Origin of the sequence: Paenibacillus alvei DSM 29 (genome assembly GCF_000293805.1) — a bacterium.
Lineage (GTDB): Bacteria > Bacillota > Bacilli > Paenibacillales > Paenibacillaceae > Paenibacillus_B > Paenibacillus_B alvei.
Window position 1 is genome coordinate 92056 of the sequence record NZ_AMBZ01000023.1, and the last position, 17373, is coordinate 109428.

Annotated in this window: 19 protein-coding genes; 18 read left to right on the forward strand and 1 reads right to left on the reverse strand. The window is 39.8% G+C overall.

Annotated features, from left to right (window positions below; translation table 11 throughout):
- The first annotated feature begins 5 nt into the window (after nt 1-5).
- The 7 genes from PAV_RS37450 (at nt 6) to PAV_RS31805 (ending at nt 7838) form a co-directional block, all read left to right on the forward strand.
- Entirely contained in the window at nt 6-848 is an 843-nt protein-coding gene (locus PAV_RS37450; RefSeq protein ID WP_338010925.1) for an Ig domain protein group 2 domain protein, read from the forward strand.
- Between the two features lie 103 nt (nt 849-951).
- Nucleotides 952-3297 (forward strand): DUF5704 domain-containing protein, encoded by a 2346-nt coding sequence (locus tag PAV_RS31785; protein WP_005552696.1) that lies wholly within the window; start codon nt 952-954, stop codon nt 3295-3297.
- A gap of 52 nt (nt 3298-3349) precedes the next feature.
- A complete protein-coding gene (locus PAV_RS31790; RefSeq protein WP_040737497.1) occupies nt 3350-5992 on the forward strand; it encodes a cadherin-like beta sandwich domain-containing protein in 2643 nt (880 codons plus the stop codon).
- A gap of 24 nt (nt 5993-6016) precedes the next feature.
- Nucleotides 6017-6214 (forward strand): S-layer homology domain-containing protein, encoded by a 198-nt coding sequence (locus tag PAV_RS31795; protein WP_005552700.1) that lies wholly within the window; start codon nt 6017-6019, stop codon nt 6212-6214.
- Nucleotides 6215-6327: 113 nt separating this feature from the next.
- The gene (locus tag PAV_RS37845; protein WP_390916103.1) at nt 6328-6396 is read left to right on the forward strand and encodes a hypothetical protein; all 69 of its coding nucleotides are present in this window, start codon (nt 6328-6330) and stop codon (nt 6394-6396) included.
- A 452-nt stretch (nt 6397-6848) separates the two neighbouring features.
- Nucleotides 6849-7298: a hypothetical protein gene (locus PAV_RS31800; protein ID WP_005552701.1), complete on the forward strand. Its 450-nt coding sequence runs from the start codon at nt 6849-6851 to the stop codon at nt 7296-7298.
- A gap of 66 nt (nt 7299-7364) precedes the next feature.
- Nucleotides 7365-7838, forward strand: coding sequence for a hypothetical protein (locus PAV_RS31805; RefSeq protein WP_005552703.1), 474 nt, complete (start codon nt 7365-7367; stop codon nt 7836-7838).
- Nucleotides 7839-7913: 75 nt separating this feature from the next.
- Here the strand turns inward: PAV_RS31805 and PAV_RS36755 are convergent, their stop codons facing one another.
- The gene (locus PAV_RS36755) at nt 7914-8012 is read right to left on the reverse strand and encodes a putative holin-like toxin (RefSeq protein WP_238555957.1); all 99 of its coding nucleotides are present in this window, start codon (nt 8010-8012) and stop codon (nt 7914-7916) included.
- Between the two features lie 455 nt (nt 8013-8467).
- Between PAV_RS36755 and PAV_RS31810 the strand changes: the two genes are divergently transcribed.
- From PAV_RS31810 to PAV_RS32995, 11 genes are all read left to right on the forward strand, one after another.
- A complete protein-coding gene (locus tag PAV_RS31810; RefSeq protein WP_005552705.1) occupies nt 8468-8746 on the forward strand; it encodes a helix-turn-helix domain-containing protein in 279 nt (92 codons plus the stop codon).
- A 16-nt stretch (nt 8747-8762) separates the two neighbouring features.
- Nucleotides 8763-9290, forward strand: coding sequence for a CHC2 zinc finger domain-containing protein (locus PAV_RS31815; RefSeq protein WP_040737499.1), 528 nt, complete (start codon nt 8763-8765; stop codon nt 9288-9290).
- Nucleotides 9233-9907: a toprim domain-containing protein gene (locus PAV_RS31820; RefSeq protein ID WP_081505881.1), complete on the forward strand. Its 675-nt coding sequence runs from the start codon at nt 9233-9235 to the stop codon at nt 9905-9907. The genes PAV_RS31815 and PAV_RS31820 overlap by 58 nt, the downstream gene beginning before the upstream one ends.
- 18 nt (nt 9908-9925) lie before the next feature.
- Nucleotides 9926-10102 carry a hypothetical protein gene (locus PAV_RS35165; protein WP_005552706.1) on the forward strand — a complete coding sequence of 59 codons (177 nt, stop codon included), beginning with the start codon at nt 9926-9928 and terminating at the stop codon, nt 10100-10102.
- Nucleotides 10099-10992: a Fic/DOC family protein gene (locus tag PAV_RS32985; protein WP_005552708.1), complete on the forward strand. Its 894-nt coding sequence runs from the start codon at nt 10099-10101 to the stop codon at nt 10990-10992. Before PAV_RS35165 ends, PAV_RS32985 begins: the two co-directional genes overlap by 4 nt.
- Before the next feature lie 12 nt (nt 10993-11004).
- Nucleotides 11005-11628, forward strand: a complete 624-nt coding sequence (locus tag PAV_RS31830; RefSeq protein ID WP_005552709.1) for a TraX family protein — start codon at nt 11005-11007, stop codon at nt 11626-11628.
- Nucleotides 11629-11669: 41 nt separating this feature from the next.
- Nucleotides 11670-12476, forward strand: a complete 807-nt coding sequence (locus PAV_RS31835; protein ID WP_005552711.1) for a zeta toxin family protein — start codon at nt 11670-11672, stop codon at nt 12474-12476.
- Nucleotides 12477-13934: 1458 nt separating this feature from the next.
- Nucleotides 13935-14798, forward strand: a complete 864-nt coding sequence (locus PAV_RS31845; RefSeq protein ID WP_005552715.1) for a tyrosine-type recombinase/integrase — start codon at nt 13935-13937, stop codon at nt 14796-14798.
- Between the two features lie 37 nt (nt 14799-14835).
- Nucleotides 14836-15072 carry a hypothetical protein gene (locus PAV_RS31850; RefSeq protein ID WP_005552716.1) on the forward strand — a complete coding sequence of 79 codons (237 nt, stop codon included), beginning with the start codon at nt 14836-14838 and terminating at the stop codon, nt 15070-15072.
- Nucleotides 15073-15102: 30 nt separating this feature from the next.
- Nucleotides 15103-15912, forward strand: coding sequence for a restriction endonuclease (locus tag PAV_RS32990; protein ID WP_005552719.1), 810 nt, complete (start codon nt 15103-15105; stop codon nt 15910-15912).
- Between the two features lie 38 nt (nt 15913-15950).
- Entirely contained in the window at nt 15951-17366 is a 1416-nt protein-coding gene (locus tag PAV_RS32995) for a GGDEF domain-containing protein (RefSeq protein ID WP_005552721.1), read from the forward strand.
- The last annotated feature ends 7 nt before the right edge of the window (nt 17367-17373 follow it).

The following is a 17373-nucleotide window of genomic DNA, read 5'->3' on the forward strand; positions in this document are numbered from 1 at the left end:
GATCATTGAAACGCGCACTGGCTATTATGCTGGTGCTCTTACAAATACCTTTGTTCCTATATCCTGATAATCGACTAGAGGCAGCAACGGAAATAACCCCACTTCAGTATTACGAAGAACAAAGCTATCGGTATTTTGTCGGAATGATGTACTACGAAATGTGGAAGAAGACGGACGGATCCTGGACGGATGGTGGAAGAAAACCAAACGCTGGAATGAGAGGTGATGCTGATTTCACATACAAATTTCAGTTTCCCGGTAGAAAAATAAAAACCGTAGAAGCGCGTATCTATAATCCTGAAAATGATAAGGTTGAGTACTTTGAAAAATCACGTTCTGATAAATACCTAGATTATAAGAGATCAATAAGTTTCGAAACGAAAAACTCAGATATAAAACCTTTTCAAAAGCAGGGGATTGGAACTGATACTACGGTCATTCCGATCACTATTAATATGCTGCTTAATGCAGAAGATCCCAAAGATATTAAGAAAGAATCGTGCCCATCATGTGCACCAGAGGTAGAAGCCTACCGTATATTTGTGCCAATTCTATTCAAAATAGAACTGGCGACGCAGCTCAATGTCAAATACTTTACGACCGATGGAAAGTCGCTAAATAGTATTTTTACTCCAGTTGTTAATGAGGAAATGACAGTAGGAAAAGAGTATGTTTTTACTCCTCCTACGCACAAGGACTACGAGTATGTTGGATTCAAAAAATCGACTACGGATAAGGATCCTTCAGGAGTCATCCTTAGACGTGATCCGGATAAGCTCACATACAACGGAACTCATGAAAAATACACACTCCACATGTATTACCAGACAAAAAACGGAGCCGTGTAAGCCAGGGGATCCAGCCTGCGAACCAACAACTAGCTCAGATTGTACCGATCCTGCGCCTTCTTCCACGGTTGACGGTAAGGTCATGGATCCAAGGGTTACGGCAATGATTAAGGCTGATCAACGAGGCAACGAACGATTCGATGTAACACAAGGAATCCCGACCTCTGAATCACTATACGGGAATGTAAGCAGCCTTAACTATCTTTTCGAGAATAAGTTCGTTCAGAAGTCTGGTAAGTGTACGTTCAAAGTGAATGTCGAGAAGTCGTACACACTGAAATGGGATCCAGGAAAAACGGTTACCGGCCCAGACGGAAAACCGAAACAGGAACCAGATCCGCAAACTGAAACTGAAACGAAAGTATTCTCGGTGACGGTTGAACGGCCATATTCATTCTGGACGATTGACACTTTACACGTATTGAAAATTGACGAGGCTAACTTGGTGAATTATGCCTTACCGAACGGAGGCATCAAGATTAGTCCTTCAGGTTATTCGCCGCCGGGCTATGCTGCTTCAACAAGAGGGAAATACTATCCCCCTAAAAATCCGGGTAAGGTTACAGCAACTCCAGAAACCAAAACGGGGGGCAAGACGAAGCCAGCTATTACAGATACAGCAAGCTCTGTGAAGTCCTTTGCGGAAAATGCGATCGACAAGGTGGAAGTGGAGAATGATTATTTGCAGTTTAACGGATCCACCATCATGGACAATCGTAAGGTGAAAGAAACGGGGCCGAGTCCGGGGCGGATACCAGATCCTACTGTAATAGGTCAGAATGTGTTGTATAGCCCAGGGAACATGATTTCAAGTACCAAAGTTAATAAGGCGAATACACCAAGTTCCGGAAGCATTAAGTTTGGCCTGATGAGCGGTAATATCAACGATGGAGAAGACAAGACCTACCCTATTTACGGAATTAACAGCGTAACCGTGCATACGCCAGTGGTTATGTATCCAACGATTACAGACGATCAGCCGCATAATCAGAGGGTTGTCCCAGACATGGCTAGGGCAGCACTGATCTTGAATCGTCCATTTACGGTCACGCTGCCGACTACGGGGCAGCATACGAATTATCCGGGATACGGGAACCGGGACTATGCAAAATATACGCAGTCGAAACAAGTTCAATTCCCGTTCGATGTATTTAACAGCACTAAGAGTAAATACATCTTGAAAAACACGTGGATTGATATCCCTGTTAGTCAGCTGCAGGAAACCTTTATTATGCCTGTATGGATTGATGAAGGGAACTATACTGTGTTGTTCCGTTCCTTTACGGAAAATGCACCAAGCGACTTTTCTACTCAACCTGCAGCCAACACGAACTGGCAACATCATGTTGCCATTAATACAATCGATGTCAATGTAATCGGGCGGCTATATGATTTCCGCATTACCGACATCTCCGATTTTGATTGGGAAACTGTTTTCCGGAAACATAAAGGCAGCCGCGAACATTCCGGAAATGTCTATTGGGTTGGCGACAGAGATATTGATGGAAATCTAGTCGGGAATCGCAATTTAGAGGGGAACCGTGTTAGCAATGCAACTCCTTTGCAGCTGCCGATTCGCCCTGGTAGCCATCCGAATCCTGGATACCGAAACGTCACAGTAAAGACTGGGTATCCGTTCAAGTTTGACTTTAAAACGAGTGGCAACATGTTTGGCGCAAACGATAAGGTTCGGATTGTTCCGTCATTCTTTTTCGTGAACAAAGACGGCAGCGGCCGTATTCCTGTTGATCTTTACTACCATGATTACACAAGGAAGAAATATTTCGTGAAAATCGGATCAAAAGATGACGTATCGCGCCAAACTGTAAAGCTAGATGACCCTATGCGCTCGGTTCCAAAACAAGAGATTATTGATTCGGCTAATTTCGCTTACGATAATTACGGAGGACAAGGTCTCTTACGAGCTCAATTCGTTGAAAAGTATCTCAGAGAAGCGAAGAAGGAAACACTATCGGGTTATAATAGCCAGCTTATGTTAACCTATCCACTCCGGACGTTTATTGGTTCTAAGTCTGTACCAAGTACAGTAAACGTTCAACGAGCGAATGCTTCCATTCAAAAGTGGTACGGTGAGTATTATTTGCCACCGGCTATGTACGTCGTAAAGGCAGGCACTAATATAGCTGAATATGGACGAACACATGGAGGATTGAACGATAAGTCGCCTATCTTCTTAAAAAACGGGTACATTGTGGTTAATTTTAACATCGAGACTATCCGGAATAATAATGCGAATAATCCGTATTTACGCTATTACCGCTTACCTGGACAAAGTACACCACTTGATAATCAGTGGAAAATGGAGGGTTTTAAAAATCAGCAAGTAGATCGCTATGGAAACGTCCACAATTTAAGTGACGGGGATGTGCTGTACTATCATGCTGATCTATCATATCGGGATGATTTTACAAGCACGGTTCCACATTAAACATATTGTGCCGGGTGGGGCCCCACCCGGCTTTTTAGGGGGCATACCATTCATGAAGAATAGGTTCCGAGTGTTTCTATCCATAGCATTCCTGTTTTCTTTTCTTACATTGAATTCTGATCTTGAGGCTGCTGCTGCAAGCGAAGAGATAAGCTCACTTGTCTTTGAAGGGATATCATTAGATCAGACTTTCTCGGAATCGGTAACGAGTTACACAGCTTCTGTTCCGAGTGATATTCAAACTACAAGGGTAACTGCAGTAAGTGAGTCTAATCTTAAGGTGAATGGTGTTACAGTCAATAGCGGCAGTCCATCCCAGGTTATAAACTTGAAGGAAAACGGGGTTACTGAAATTGCGATAACTACTCAATCTATAAGTGGAATGGAGAAAACATATTACGTTAAGATCAATCGGCTGGCCGTGCCATCTGTAAGTAACCCAAGCGTAAATTCTTCAGGTGGGGAATTGCTGCTGATCTGGGAGATGCCTGATAAACGTCAAGACCTTTCTACGGTGATCATTGCAAGAGACGGAGTAGTTATTGGTCAATCTGCTGCTGCAGAGAGGAAATTTAAACTGACTGATTTAAGCCCAGGAAAGACATATAAATTCTCAGTTACGGGATACAACAAACTAGGTATAGCCGGGGAACCATTATCTATAAATTACACTGCAGAGGGTCAGTCAGCAGGAGATAAGAAACTAGCACGATTGTCGGCTGACATCCCAATAAATGAACAGTTTCAGCCTTCGAGAACAAATTATTCCGCTATTGTTCCTTATACAAAATATGAAACAACGGTCTACCCCACAGCTGAAGTAGGAGCTTCGGTAAGAGTAAACGGAATACTGAGTGGATCTAGTATTACGGTTCCACTTAGCATCGGGAGCAATTCAATTATTGTAGAGGTAATATCGAATGATTCAAGCATAACGAAGTATGTGATTAATGTAACTCGATTGCAGGAAATCACGAAATCTGATTTGCTGGGACTTTCTTTGACTGATGCGAGTATGAATGAGAGTTTTATGCCAGGTCGATATTCGTATACATCGACCGTGCCATATGAGCGTGCTGAAGTGTCTCTCGTACCGATAGCTGATAGTTCAACATTTATAAAGATAAATGGTAACTACGCTGCATCGGGTTCTGCGTACAAGGCTTATCTAAATGTTGGGTCAAACTACATTACCATTGAAACTTCATCATCAAATTCCGTTACTCGAAAGTACAGTGTGTATATTTATCGTTCAAATACAAACCGTTCTGTCCCACTTAAAGGCCTTTTTGTTGATGGAGTTCACTTGGATCAATCTTTTGATGTCGCCCGAACACATTACACAGGAACCGTTCCCTTTGAGAAAGATGCGGTTAAAATCGTTTCCGTTATAGACTCTCCTGGATATGGTTTTGTCAATAACACCCTGGTTAAGAGCGGAGATTCAGTTGAGGTGTCATTAAATGTTGGGAAGAACATTATTCGATACACTTTATACAATGGTCACGGCCAAAATACTACGTACAATATAGAGCTTACTCGACTAAGTTCTGGTAGCAAATCAATAAGCAGTGGATCAGGTGGATCTTCTGTAGAAGCGGCGTATATTTTAAACAAAGATACTGTCGAGCTTGATTTGGGAAGGATGATCGGAAAGAGCTTTACGCTGAAATTAGATAGCCTTAAAAAGGCAGCATCAAATCCGAATACCGTAAAATACTTTCTCGTTAAAGTTAGCCAAACCAATGATTTTATTAACTCAATTTATATCACTAAAGATGTAGCGAACTACTTAAAAGAGTCTAAAATCGACCTATCAATGGAAATGGAGTCCATTAAGACAACTATTAAATTTAAAGATCTGCCAACAGATGCGTTCACTTTTGCTTTATCGCGGATAGGTACGATCGGAAGCCAACTTCCGGTCGGTGCACAGCCTGTTGTAGCTGATTTCAAAGTTGAAGTAGGGAAGCCAATAGAGGTATTTATTGATCTTGATTACAAGCTTGATAAAGATACGTCCAAACGAGTTGTGGTATACGAGAACAAAAAATTAGCAAAGACGAGAATTGCCCAAGGGAAAAAGCGCTTTAGTATTGTAGGTGACTGCGTAATATCAGGTGGTTTGCTAGATATTAGATTTATAGATATTGATAAACATTGGGCATTAAAAGAGATTAAGCTATTAACGGATCGAGGATTAGTTAGTGGGTATCAGGATAATACGTTCCGTCCAAACCACAAAATCACAAGAGCCGAATTCGTGCAGATTCTTGTTAACTCTATTACTCTCCAAAAAGGGAACAAAAACATTAGATATAGAGATGCTCCTCAGTCTGCTTGGTACTTTGATGCAGTCGATGCTGCGAGTTCAGCCGGACTTATTAAAGGTAATAGTAAAAATGAATTCAGACCAAATGATTTAATAACAAGAGAGGAAATTTCGGCTATCTTCGGTAGACTGATTGATCAAACCGAAGGGTTTTCTATGGCGGAATCTACAATTAGTAGCTTGAAAGCGTACAAGGATGGAAATAAGGTAAGTCCTTGGGCTACAGAAGCTTTTGATAAGGCAATCCGAGCAGGAATTGTCTCAGGGGTTAATGGGGGAATGCTTCTGCCAAAAGCAAATGGAACTAGGGCAGAAACGATTGTCATGGTCTATCGATTTATTGAAAGCACGTACGGATTATAATATCAAGTCCAGGGGAGAAAGAGAATGAAAACAAGAACGTCGGAGGAACAGAAAGAATTTAAAGACAGTTCATTCATTGCGGCATGGGCCAAGGAAGAAGTAAATGGCCTTACTGCGAAAGAATTAGTGAAGGGTTACCCAGATGGAACATTTCGCCCTAAAGCAAAAATGACCCGAGCAGAGAGCGTGGCACTTATATTCCGAATGCTTGAGCTGAAATAATTGATAATCCGGCGTAGATCTAACTATGCCGGATTTTTCTATTCTCCCGGAAGAAGGGATGGGATGCTTGTAGAAGTAAAAAACGCTTTGGAGTTAATGGTTTCTTTGGCATGATGATCATCACGCTGCTGACACTAGTCGTTACTCTCGTCATTGCGGTTTCCCAACACAAAAAGAAATAGACCGCCTCCCAAAAGGAATGGTCTATTTCCTTAACCTTTACTAAGCCCACCGCCTGGGCTACTGTACAAAAAGGGAGCAGTTTACGGCTGCTTCCTTTTTCATGTTACTCATTAACTACTGAGATTATCCTATCATTTATTCCGAGCATATAAAGCTATAAAAGTGATCACTTCTTTTTATTACTAATTAGTTTGGGTATGTCATGTCTTTGACTTACCTTCTTCATTAACTTCAAAAATTCGGCTGCTTCCTTTTTTGATGGCACACTCATGACTATCTCGTCCCCTTCCATTTTATTTTTATTATCTCCACATGGTCCATGGCTTAAACGCTCGTTCTAAAGAGTAGCTTGTCCTCATACATTTAAAACTAGGAAAAATGGAAAAACGTCAAAATGACCCAAGGATAAGTTATCGAAATAGTGTATGTAACAAAGAAAGGGGAGGGACTTTTGTTAAACTCCATCTTCCAAAAGACTCAGAAATTGAAGTCGGAGCATGCTGCATTGGACGAAGAAAAACAGGTGTGCAAGGAGTCCGAAAAACGAAAGATTAGATCTGACAAGATGAAAGATGTGAAATTTCCGGTTAATGAAGAAGAAAGAACATTGCTACGCCGTATTGCGAAGTCTAAACGAAAGCAACATCGTAATGAGACAGAATCCAATACAGAAATTTTCCTTGCGGCATTAAATCATCTCATCGTACATCCAGATCGATGTCACATTATTCATTACAAAGACACGGGACAGTATATGCATGTACGCTTGAGCCAGAATATTTTCAACGAAGTTGAGGATCTCTCCTATAAGTGGAATGTATCCATACGTTGTGCAGTACATCGTATTATGATGAATTATTTAAAAGTCGGGGAGGTTGTTATTAAATATGTTGAATATTAAACAATCCCCTCTTGCAAATCGTTTACAGGAAATGTTTAAACCGATAAAAAACGTGCAACACAAGTGATGACGCTTGAAGTGAGAGCAAGAGATATTGACTTTGTAAGAGCGGAAGTATTCCTCGATGATATGTATAAACTAACTGGAGAGGATCCTGACAACCTCTTATCTGTAAATAGTCTCATCTTATTGTTATATGAAGACTTCTTGATGCAGATCAGAAGTCAATATGATTCAGTGCAAATGATTGAAAGACTGATTGAAAAGAGATTGTTCTATTTTCGAAAAAGAGAGATCGATGAATCTGATCAAATACTAATCAAGTCAAAATGGGCGATTCTGAAGTTGCCTATGAAGAGAAATATGGTTTTACGAGGAGAAGTTTTTCTTCATGATTTAGGACTCGAGAGTCCTAAATTCGAGATGAAGTTAGAAGAATTGATGTCAATTCTCTTCATGGACTTTATGAAGGAAGTACGAAAAGGGAATCAGCGCAAACTTATAAAATCGATATTAACATGTATGAAAGAATGGCAATGAATACAAACAGAACCGGTGCTAATGATGCATCGGTTCTGTTCTTTGCGTGATCTTGGAACACATGCTCAATGTGTTCTATTTGTTTTTACCGTAGAGCGCGTGGATGTAATTTAGTAACATAATGAGCAGCACACCAGATGAAATCATAGTTGAAATAATTTCGAAAATAGACATTCTTTCACCTCCAAGAATCTTCTCGATGTAAGAAACGATTTAGAGTAATACTTTGGCCTTTTTATAGGTGGCTTTTGATTACTCAAAAGCAGCGGCCTAAATACGTGGCCCTGCCGCAGCTGGCCAGCGTACCATGGCGAACCTTTTGTCAAAAGTTTGCCTGCTAAAGCAGTTTTCCTTTTTGACAAAAGAGTTCCACCGTTCCGGCGCCGCGCAATGCGCGCCTGGCGGAACCTTGGTGAAACTACGCTTTCATGGTTCTCGCGTGCCATGCGGCAAGCACACCGGCCGCTGTTAGTCGACATGAAATATAGACACTGGAGATTGATTGTGACGAGGTTAGATGTTTGCCTTTGGAAGGCTTTGTGGCCGTTTGTTGCATTGCATTGCAATGCAACTTTTGGTATAATTAAGGAGGATAATATAATTTAATTTTGGTTTTCGGGGGAAAATAGATGAGTTTTGGAACATACCTTAAAGGGCTTAGAACTGCTCTTGATTTTAAACAGAGCGATGTTGCTGCTGCAGCTGATGTGAAGCCTCAATATTTGAATAAGATCGAAAATGACAAAGTGGCACCTCCGTCTGAAGAAATATTGATAAGGTTAGCAGCTGCTCTCAAAGAAGATCCTTATATGATGATCGTGAAGGCTGGAAAAATACCAACGGATTTCAAAGATATCATATTACATAACGACGATGCTTTCGTTTATCTACGGAATAAATTGAAATGATAACGGGGGGACGAGTATGGCAATTCACTTCACTAAAGAATATATAGATGAGCTATTGTCACGAGTGGATACGATGGAAGTTATGGAGCGTCATGGTATTCGAGTTAAAGCTGGCACTGATAAAAACAATTTTTATATAGCGGATTTTTGTTGTGGAAAACGCGATTTTGACAATGGAAGAATCAAAAAGAAAACGCAGACGTATAGATGTATGTCTTGTGGAACAGGTGGTAATGCTATTCATTTTCTGAAAGACGTTGTGGGGATGTCGTTTCATGATTCAGTAGTTGAGCTTTCACATATGGTCGGGATGGAACTTCCCGAAGAAAGCGGCCCAGAACATGAGAAGAAGAAAAGAAAAGGATATGCTTTACAACTAGCAGCTGAGTTTTATGAAAAACAAAATAACTATGAGTACTTCCTTTCAAGAGGAATTTCAATAGACGTTTTAAAAAACACCGCGCCGGCTATGCACCAGGTGGTAGGGTGCTGCGTAATTATTTGGAGTCAAAAGGGTTCTCCAAGGAGGAACTCAACGAGCTGAAGTTAATTAATAAAAAAGGTCTCGATAAATTCTATGGCCGTGCTGTGATTCCGATCGTTATGTTTGGGAAAGTCGTGGATCTCTATGGAAGAGCTGTGGATGAGAAAAATGGCGTGAAGCATCTTTATTTATATGGAGATGTTACCTTCCTTGGAGGATATGATAACATTGTGCCAGGACAAATGGTAAGCATCTATGAATCATTCATTGATCAATTGGTTGCAGAAAGCAATGGGATTAATAACTGTACGAATCCCGGCGGAACCAACAAATTTACTGTTGATCATGGCAAGCTGCTACGAAAAAAGGGAATAGAAAAGGCGCTTGTTATTTACGATGGAGATAGTGCTGGCAGAGATGGGATGCTCAGTGTAGGGAAAATCCTGCAATCAGAAGGTATTGATACTTGGATTGGAGAATTACCCGATGGTACCGATCCAGCTGAGCTTCTTTACACTGAGGGGTTGGATGGTTTTAAAAACAGTATCGATGGAAAGCCATTCCGGTTATATGAACTGAAGTACATTTTGAAGGATTATAGTTTGGGTGAATTAGAATCGTATATTTCCGAGCGAAAAGCAAATGAGCGCACTGCTTCGATGAAGCAAGGTGCATAAACAGGGGGTTTTGGGGAAATGGAAAAGGTTAGTCGTGAAAACTTCGAAAAACATTTTAAGGATTTGAATGCGTCATGGGCTTATGAAGGTGCTGAACTGAATGAAGTAGAGAAGGAACTTGCATTTAAACTTCTGAATGGTGAAATATCCGATGAAGAGTACCTAAAAGCGATCATGGAGGCTACGAAGAAATGAACCAATATGTCTATCCTGGTACAGACATTCTTCGAAACAAGGCAGATATAAGAGACCAGGAAATGCTACAGATATTCGAGCGAAATAACACGATGGTAAGAGCAATTCAATTACGGGAAAATACAATCAAGGGGAATTTTGATCTAGATCATTTAAAGGCCATCCATAAACACTTATTCCAAGATGTGTACCCTTGGGCCGGGGAATTGCGGGCCACAAACATTAGGAAGACCGAATGGTTTGCTGAATATCGTACACTTGATTCTATGTCTTTCAATACGTTTGCGAACTTGAAACAAGATAAGTATCTTAAGGGTCTGGATCAAGATATGTTTGCAAAAAAAGCGGCAGCCTATTACAGCGATATAAATTATCTTCATCCTTTCCGTGAAGGTAATGGTCGATCCATAAGAGAGTTCTTTAGTCAGCTTGCTAAGAATGCCGGCCATGAACTAAATTGGTCACGTGTTCCTAAAGAGGAATATATGGAGGCCGTGATTACAACGATGCATGATCCTTCCAAGATTGAAGGCTTAACAGATGTCTTTGTGCGGTGTATGAAGAAAGAAGACGCTCAGGAAACTGAGAAGTGGGTTGTTCCTAAACAAGAAATGCAGCTTAAGGATGTTTTAAAGCGTGCTGAAGGAATGCCGATGGGGGATAGTGATATCAGCTCACAAATGTTAATTCAGAATGTAGAGAAATTCCGAATCAAACAGGATGGGAATAAAGAAACTATCCAATTTCAATTGAGTGGGGAAAAAGATATTAGATCGGTTCCCCTTGAGAAAGTTCCTTACTTGAATAGGGAAACTAAAAACGAATGGCTTGATTTAGCCGCCGGAGCAAAGAATGTTCAAATCAATCGTGGAATGGACATGGGAATGTAAGGGGAAGCTGTTATGCAGATTATTGCGATGCTAACAATGCTTGTCGATCATATCGGTAGAATGTTTTTTGCTGATCAATTTATATGGGGGATCATCGGCAGAATTGCATTTCCATTCTATGCACATATGTTTGTAAAAAGCTACGATTTGACGAGAGACCGAAAGTCATACTTAAAACGGTTATTCTATTTAGCCATTATCTCGCAAATCCCTTACTCATTGTCTTTTGAAACGATTGATATTAACGTTGTCGCTTCACTCACCATCTATCTACTTATTTTCACTTTGGTCGGTCGATTTTATTCGAAGCTTATAAAAGTTACCTTTGTAGTAATCGGAGCTGCTCTACTAGAATTCCTACACTTTGATTACGGTGCCTATGGCTTATTTTTGGCCATGATATATCGTTATTCTGATCGGGTCAAGATGATTCTTCTTCACTACTTACTCAACCTGACAGCTCTCGTTTGTAAGGGCTGGGTTGCTCAAATGTTTAGTCTATTCTCTACCGCAATGGTATTGGTTTTTAGGAATAAAAATTGGTTCAACTCAAGGGTTGTACCGATTCATATATGGAGATATTTTTATCCGGTACATCTTTTTGTCCTATGGATAATCAGTATTTTTGTAAAATGATGATGGATTCCAATTAAACATAAACGGGAGTTTTTACTAACATGAATATTCAGAGCACGAAGTCTGTTCACTTTAAAAATGGTCGGTATACTGCTGAACGCGAACAAGTACATGCAGAAATGATTGATAAGTTACTAAGCGGTATCAACCCCGCAGCTGATCAACCACTTGCCATTTATTTAGGAGGAGGTTCAGCATCGGGCAAAACTACAATCTCTCAGATGCTAACCGAATCTTTTAAAAGTGAAGGCGAAAGTGTAGTTTTGGTTGATTCTGATCACATTAAGACACTTTTACCTGAATATAAAACCTTAATTAAATCAGTCCCTGAGCAAGCAGCGAGTATCTTGCATGATGAAAGCAGTGACATTAGTGAGGCACTATATTCAAAAGCCTTAGAATCTCAAATAAATCTTATATTCGATGGGACAATGAAAAGCGCTGAGAAATACGAACGTCTTATTCAAAATGCACAATCGTTTGATTATTCGACTTCAATTGTAATAGCTGATGTTCCATTACAAGAAGCGTTCCGAAGAGCAGATGTACGATATGAGATTGAGAAGAGACGAGTACCACGTGAGATAATTGAACTAAGCCACAAAAGTGTTCCAATAACATTTCAAAAAATTAAAGATAAGGTAGACTCATTCTACTTATATGATACGACTCAGAGGCATCCAGAACAGTTTTATTCGATGAATAATGGAAAGGTAAAAGTACATAACGAGGAGCGTCTATCGCAGTTTTATGAAAAAGCAGGTACTCCTGTTCTTGAAAAATGGATAACTCCTTCTGAAGAAGCGAAGCTATTAGACATACTAAAAAATGCAAGGGGCTTCCAATAGATGAAACCCTAACAGCGGGGGATTATAAACGAAGTGTTTCTCAGTACAGTGTTAAGGAGGGGCACTCCGGAGAGACTTTGCAATTTTATTATAAGGGTTCGAATACTTTGCAATCCCTACAACTTGTTAAATACCCGTACCTTCCTATGGAAACCAAAAATAATTTTCTTGAGCAGGCTGCGAATGCAACTCAAATTGCAACTAAAACATTAGAAATGTGAGGGATAAGTATGAACATGGATAAAGTTATTAAGCACTTCGAAGAAAACAAAGAGGAAAAATACAAAGAAGTACTAGAAAAAGAAAAAAAGAGCTGCAAAGAGTGAGAGAACAACAAAAAGAAGATCCCCCGGTTCAGGATAAAGAATCAACTTCTTTCTAAATCATGGGGGAAAGTACATTAAGATTAAATAAGATTGAATTCATTTAAGGGAGAAGGCAATTCTTAAGCCAGCCCTCAGGAATTATCAGACACATAAAGAAATTTATGTGTCTTTTTTAGTGCTTAAAAACTGCTTCGACTAGATAAATGTGGTATAATAGAACTATTAGTACGCCACTTAACTGTAGGTAAATAGGACTTGAAGAACCCGAAAGACCTATAAGGCTATAGTACTATAGTCATGTGGCTGATTGCGCGAATGAGGAGGGATTGCAAATAAATATGCTTTGGTAAATATGAGTGAAAAAGCATGAGGAGCTGATCATCATTTTTTTCAATTATTTCAGAATGGGAGAAATAAGAATGTAATCCTGTACACATTTATACTGAACGGTGTGGTTTTTGGTTTGATTAACATGTTATCCGTGATATTGAGGATACGAGATTTAGCCAATCATTATCCATATATTATCGTTTTTATTTGGACAATCATTCTCGCCAGCTTTCTCTTCTTCGATTTGAAAATACTCTACTTTATTAATCTTATTCCAGTATGCATATTCATTTGGCTCCGATTACGAAATCTCAGTTTTGATGTGATGTCAAGTGATATTGAATATGTAGATTCTTGGAGCCCAAGTTGGGTATGGGAACAATATGCGCTGTTAGGATTCTTAGTTTTGGGGATTATTGCACAAGTTATTGTTTCGATATTATCGAAGGAAACAGATGATTAGGCTTGATTAAGTGCTTACTACGGGGAGGTGACGACGATAAATTGCCCTTTGTGTAAGATTGGGGTTCTTGAGCCGATTGCCTATTTTGATTTAGGAGATGGCCCACTTCAATTAAAAATGTCCTTTTTTATTCCAAATCGTTCCATTGGAATCCATATTTGTAGTAATGATAGATGCTGTCATACAGAAATGAAGGCAGCTCCGGGATCCCTCACCTCCGCCAAGAGTACTTTGAGGGATCTGCTTTACGCGTCCGAACGCGCCCGAAAACTGCCATAACAAGCTTACCACAGAAGGTAAAATGAGCGTAGTGGTAGTTATTCATGGGGGCTGAATGAAATGGAAGAAAGATATCGCGCATGGTTAAGGCAGAATGGAAAACGTGAAAATACAATCAACTCGTACTCTTTAATTGCTTCTCATTTCAATATTTGGTTTCGACAACAGTATGGGACAGATCTTTATGAGATTTCGGTTCAGGTCGTTGAAGCATGGAGAATTTATCTGTTGAATGCTGCCTACACCAAGAGAAAGAATAGCCCCCAAAAACAGTATTCCATAAACACCATCAAAACGTATATGAAGGCGATAAAACCATTTCTTGAATACCTACATACGACTCACCGGATATCAGTTAACCCATCGGATGAATTATCACCACTTAGAGAACTAAAACCAGAAGCAACGATTAGATGGCTAAATAAAACGGAAAGAGAAACTCTCATGTTCTATTTTGAGAAAGCAAACGACCTGGAGAGCTCCTGGATCTTTACTCGCAACCGGGCGATTGTTTTCCTAAGTCTTTATTCAGGTCTCAAAAAGAGCCAAATTGTAAGGCTTGAAGAGAGAGATATATTCTTTGATACCGGGCATATCGCACTCAGAAGCGATGGCGGTACAAGAGAAATTGAAATGTCAGCTAGTTTAAAGTTAGCTTTACTGGATTGGATAGAGGAACGAGGAGAACAAGACACCGATCAATTGTTCTTATCTATTAGGGGAACACCGATAACAGGGCATACAGTAAGGCGAGTATACGAAAAAATCAGCAAGATTACGAAGATACCGAATTTAACGGCTCAAGTAATAAGGCATACCTTTGCTACGAATCATATAGAAGAAGGTATGAAATTATCCCAGGTGGCGGATTTATTGGGGCTTGCGAATATGAACTATATTCGTGAATATGTCAAGAATCGCTAGGCAAAAGCGAATCATTATTCTGAGAGGGGATTACGAGATGGAATTAGCATTTCATTTCCGGATTCTAGGTGAACAAGTTGATGGCCAGCAAGAAACTGAATGTTATATGAGGATGAAATATGATGTGGAACGTCTTCCAGATCAAGATACCTATAATAAGATGCATCTCAGTTTATCTGAAAAACACACAAAGGAGTATGGCTATACTGAAAATTCTATAGTTCCAATTTCTAAAGAAGAATATGACCTTGAAATGGAAGAGGAAAATGTGTGATCGAAAATCTTAATTCAGTGAGTGTGAACTATGAGAAGAAAAACGAAACGCAGACAAGAGAGGGAGAAACAAAAGCTGTTTGTAATCGTTGAAACATTTTCGATATTCATCATCTTACTCTACCTACAAAACCGTGGTGTCTTGGATACAGGAATAAAAACGGATGGTCTTATTGGAGATTTTGTCAACATAACATTCCCCATTGTTATATGGGTACAGGCCATCATCATTTTAGTTGTTTGTGGGAAATTGATTTACAGCAGAAGAAGAAAGAAAATATCAGATCACAAGATGAGAATCTCCGGTATTCAAAAAATTGATCAAATGTCCGGATCGGAGTTCGAAGATTACCTTACCGTCTATTTTGAAGACCTGGGATTCAAGGTTGAAGAAGTTGGAGGGAAAGGAGACAAAGGAGCAGACCGTATATTAACTATCCCACATACTGGAGAACGGATTTGTGTGCAAGCAAAATGTTGGTCTAAAAATGTGACGTTCGAAGCTGTTCAGCAAGTTCACACAGCGAAAGCACTTTGGAATTGCAACCAGGCTTGGATTGTTACGAATCGTGACTTCACTAAACAGGTGAAAGAAGCTGCAGAGAAGCTAGGCATCGAGCTATGGGGAAGACAAAAGCTGATTGAAAATATGTACCTGTATAACAGCAGTAAAGAGAGTATGAGTAAATCCATATATTACGCTGCACCGGATTCAAAAGTCTTTCATGATATAAGCTGTAAACACGGTAGGAACCTTAAAGCTCGTTCTGATGCTGTGATTTTTGAAAGCCACAATGAAGCATTAAGTTCTGGCCGTAGAAAATGCAATTGCTATGAGTAGAGTAAATATTTGACGGATGAGGAATAGGTGGTTGAAGAATGTCGGTTCATTTGAACTTGATTCCAGCGTTGCTTTCTGTAACGCTGCTTGCTGTGATTTTTACGATGGGGTTAAATTTGTTTCTCCGATGGAGAACAAAGGATTATCAACTGTTTTCGATAACTTCCGGAGCATCGCTTGTACTATGGATAATCTTTTTGACCGTGCTTCTTAGTCGTGCAGATATAAATGTCATGACAAGGCAAATGTTGCTTTTGAATACAACGTGCATCTGTACCATGTGTGGTTATTATGTCTTTTTTCTGAAAAAAGCAAGGAAAGAGCTCCTTTATTTTGCTGGGGCTGTACTTCTGGGGATGATTTTGTTCCTAGCAGCATTATTCGTTAAAGGGACAGTAATTCCAATTGTAAGTGTGGCGTTCTCATTAGCTTGTGGAGTGCTTTTTTATAAATTGGTGCTTCCAAAATTACCGAAACAAAACATGTTTTTAATCGCTCTTACTACCTATATCATTTCAGTTGTTTTAGCTACTGTGAGTGTGTTTGCAAACTATCAAGCGCTAATCTTTATTTCTTTGCTTTTCCAAGCCGTCTTTCACTTCACATTATTTTTGATTTTCTATAGTCGCGTAGTGGATCTTGTTCATGCAGCATCTTATCAATCTGTTACAGATGGACTGACGGGGCTGTACTACAAGTCATATTTCATCCGGAAAGTTCAGGAAACCATGAATAGCGGAAGCGGAAGCTCGATTATTTTTGTGGATATTGATAATTTCAAGAAACTTAATGATTCACAAGGGCATTTAGTCGGAGATCAGATACTACGTTTAACATCGGCGATATTAAAGAAATGTGTTGGAGAATATGGGATCGCTGGTCGTTATGGTGGTGAAGAATTAGTTGCATTAATCACAAACACTAGAGTTTCTCCTAGTCAAATCGCAGAGCAGTTTCGTGAACAAGTACAGGAACTATCAAAAGATGTACATCCTATAACGGTCAGTGTTGGCTTTAGCATCTTTGATCATGAAACCGAGCGTGCAGAAGATTACATTAAACAGGCTGATGATGCTTTGTATATGGCAAAAAGATTGGGTAAAAACCGTGTTGTTCAATTTAGCCAGGAGTGGAGCGAAGGGGATGCTTCTGTCCCTCAATCGTCTTCAAATGAAGAAGATAGAGTGGATATGTCAGATGTTTCTGATGAGATTAACGTTCCGATGCAAAGTGATACAGAAGCAGGCCATGAAATCATGGTGCATCAAGAGCCTAATGAGACACATCTAAGTACATTTGAAACGGATGAACCGGTACCTAAGCACCGTTTAAGTTCAGTTGATTACTTACGCGACCAAGAGTCTGAAGGCTTAAATAATGAGGAACAGAGCATTCAAGAAGTTATTATTCAACAAATGAAAGTTAAAAATCCGTTTCCACGTAGCAGACCATAGTTGGAAA

Bases quoted from the DNA above. Each gene is read 5' to 3' on its own strand.
- PAV_RS31785 (WP_005552696.1), top strand. From the start codon at position 952: ATGATTAAGGCTGATCAACGAGGCAACGAACGATTCGATGTAACACAA.
- PAV_RS31790 (WP_040737497.1), top strand. From the start codon at position 3,350: ATGAAGAATAGGTTCCGAGTGTTTCTATCCATAGCATTCCTGTTTTCT.
- PAV_RS31795 (WP_005552700.1), top strand. From the start codon at position 6,017: ATGAAAACAAGAACGTCGGAGGAACAGAAAGAATTTAAAGACAGTTCA.
- PAV_RS31805 (WP_005552703.1), top strand. From the start codon at position 7,365: ATGACGCTTGAAGTGAGAGCAAGAGATATTGACTTTGTAAGAGCGGAA.
- PAV_RS36755 (WP_238555957.1), bottom strand. From the start codon at position 8,012: ATGTCTATTTTCGAAATTATTTCAACTATGATTTCATCTGGTGTGCTG.
- PAV_RS31810 (WP_005552705.1), top strand. From the start codon at position 8,468: ATGAGTTTTGGAACATACCTTAAAGGGCTTAGAACTGCTCTTGATTTT.
- PAV_RS31815 (WP_040737499.1), top strand. From the start codon at position 8,763: ATGGCAATTCACTTCACTAAAGAATATATAGATGAGCTATTGTCACGA.
- PAV_RS35165 (WP_005552706.1), top strand. From the start codon at position 9,926: ATGGAAAAGGTTAGTCGTGAAAACTTCGAAAAACATTTTAAGGATTTG.
- PAV_RS32985 (WP_005552708.1), top strand. From the start codon at position 10,099: ATGAACCAATATGTCTATCCTGGTACAGACATTCTTCGAAACAAGGCA.
- PAV_RS31830 (WP_005552709.1), top strand. From the start codon at position 11,005: ATGCAGATTATTGCGATGCTAACAATGCTTGTCGATCATATCGGTAGA.
- PAV_RS31835 (WP_005552711.1), top strand. From the start codon at position 11,670: ATGAATATTCAGAGCACGAAGTCTGTTCACTTTAAAAATGGTCGGTAT.
- PAV_RS31845 (WP_005552715.1), top strand. From the start codon at position 13,935: ATGGAAGAAAGATATCGCGCATGGTTAAGGCAGAATGGAAAACGTGAA.
- PAV_RS31850 (WP_005552716.1), top strand. From the start codon at position 14,836: ATGGAATTAGCATTTCATTTCCGGATTCTAGGTGAACAAGTTGATGGC.
- PAV_RS32990 (WP_005552719.1), top strand. From the start codon at position 15,103: ATGAGAAGAAAAACGAAACGCAGACAAGAGAGGGAGAAACAAAAGCTG.
- PAV_RS32995 (WP_005552721.1), top strand. From the start codon at position 15,951: ATGTCGGTTCATTTGAACTTGATTCCAGCGTTGCTTTCTGTAACGCTG.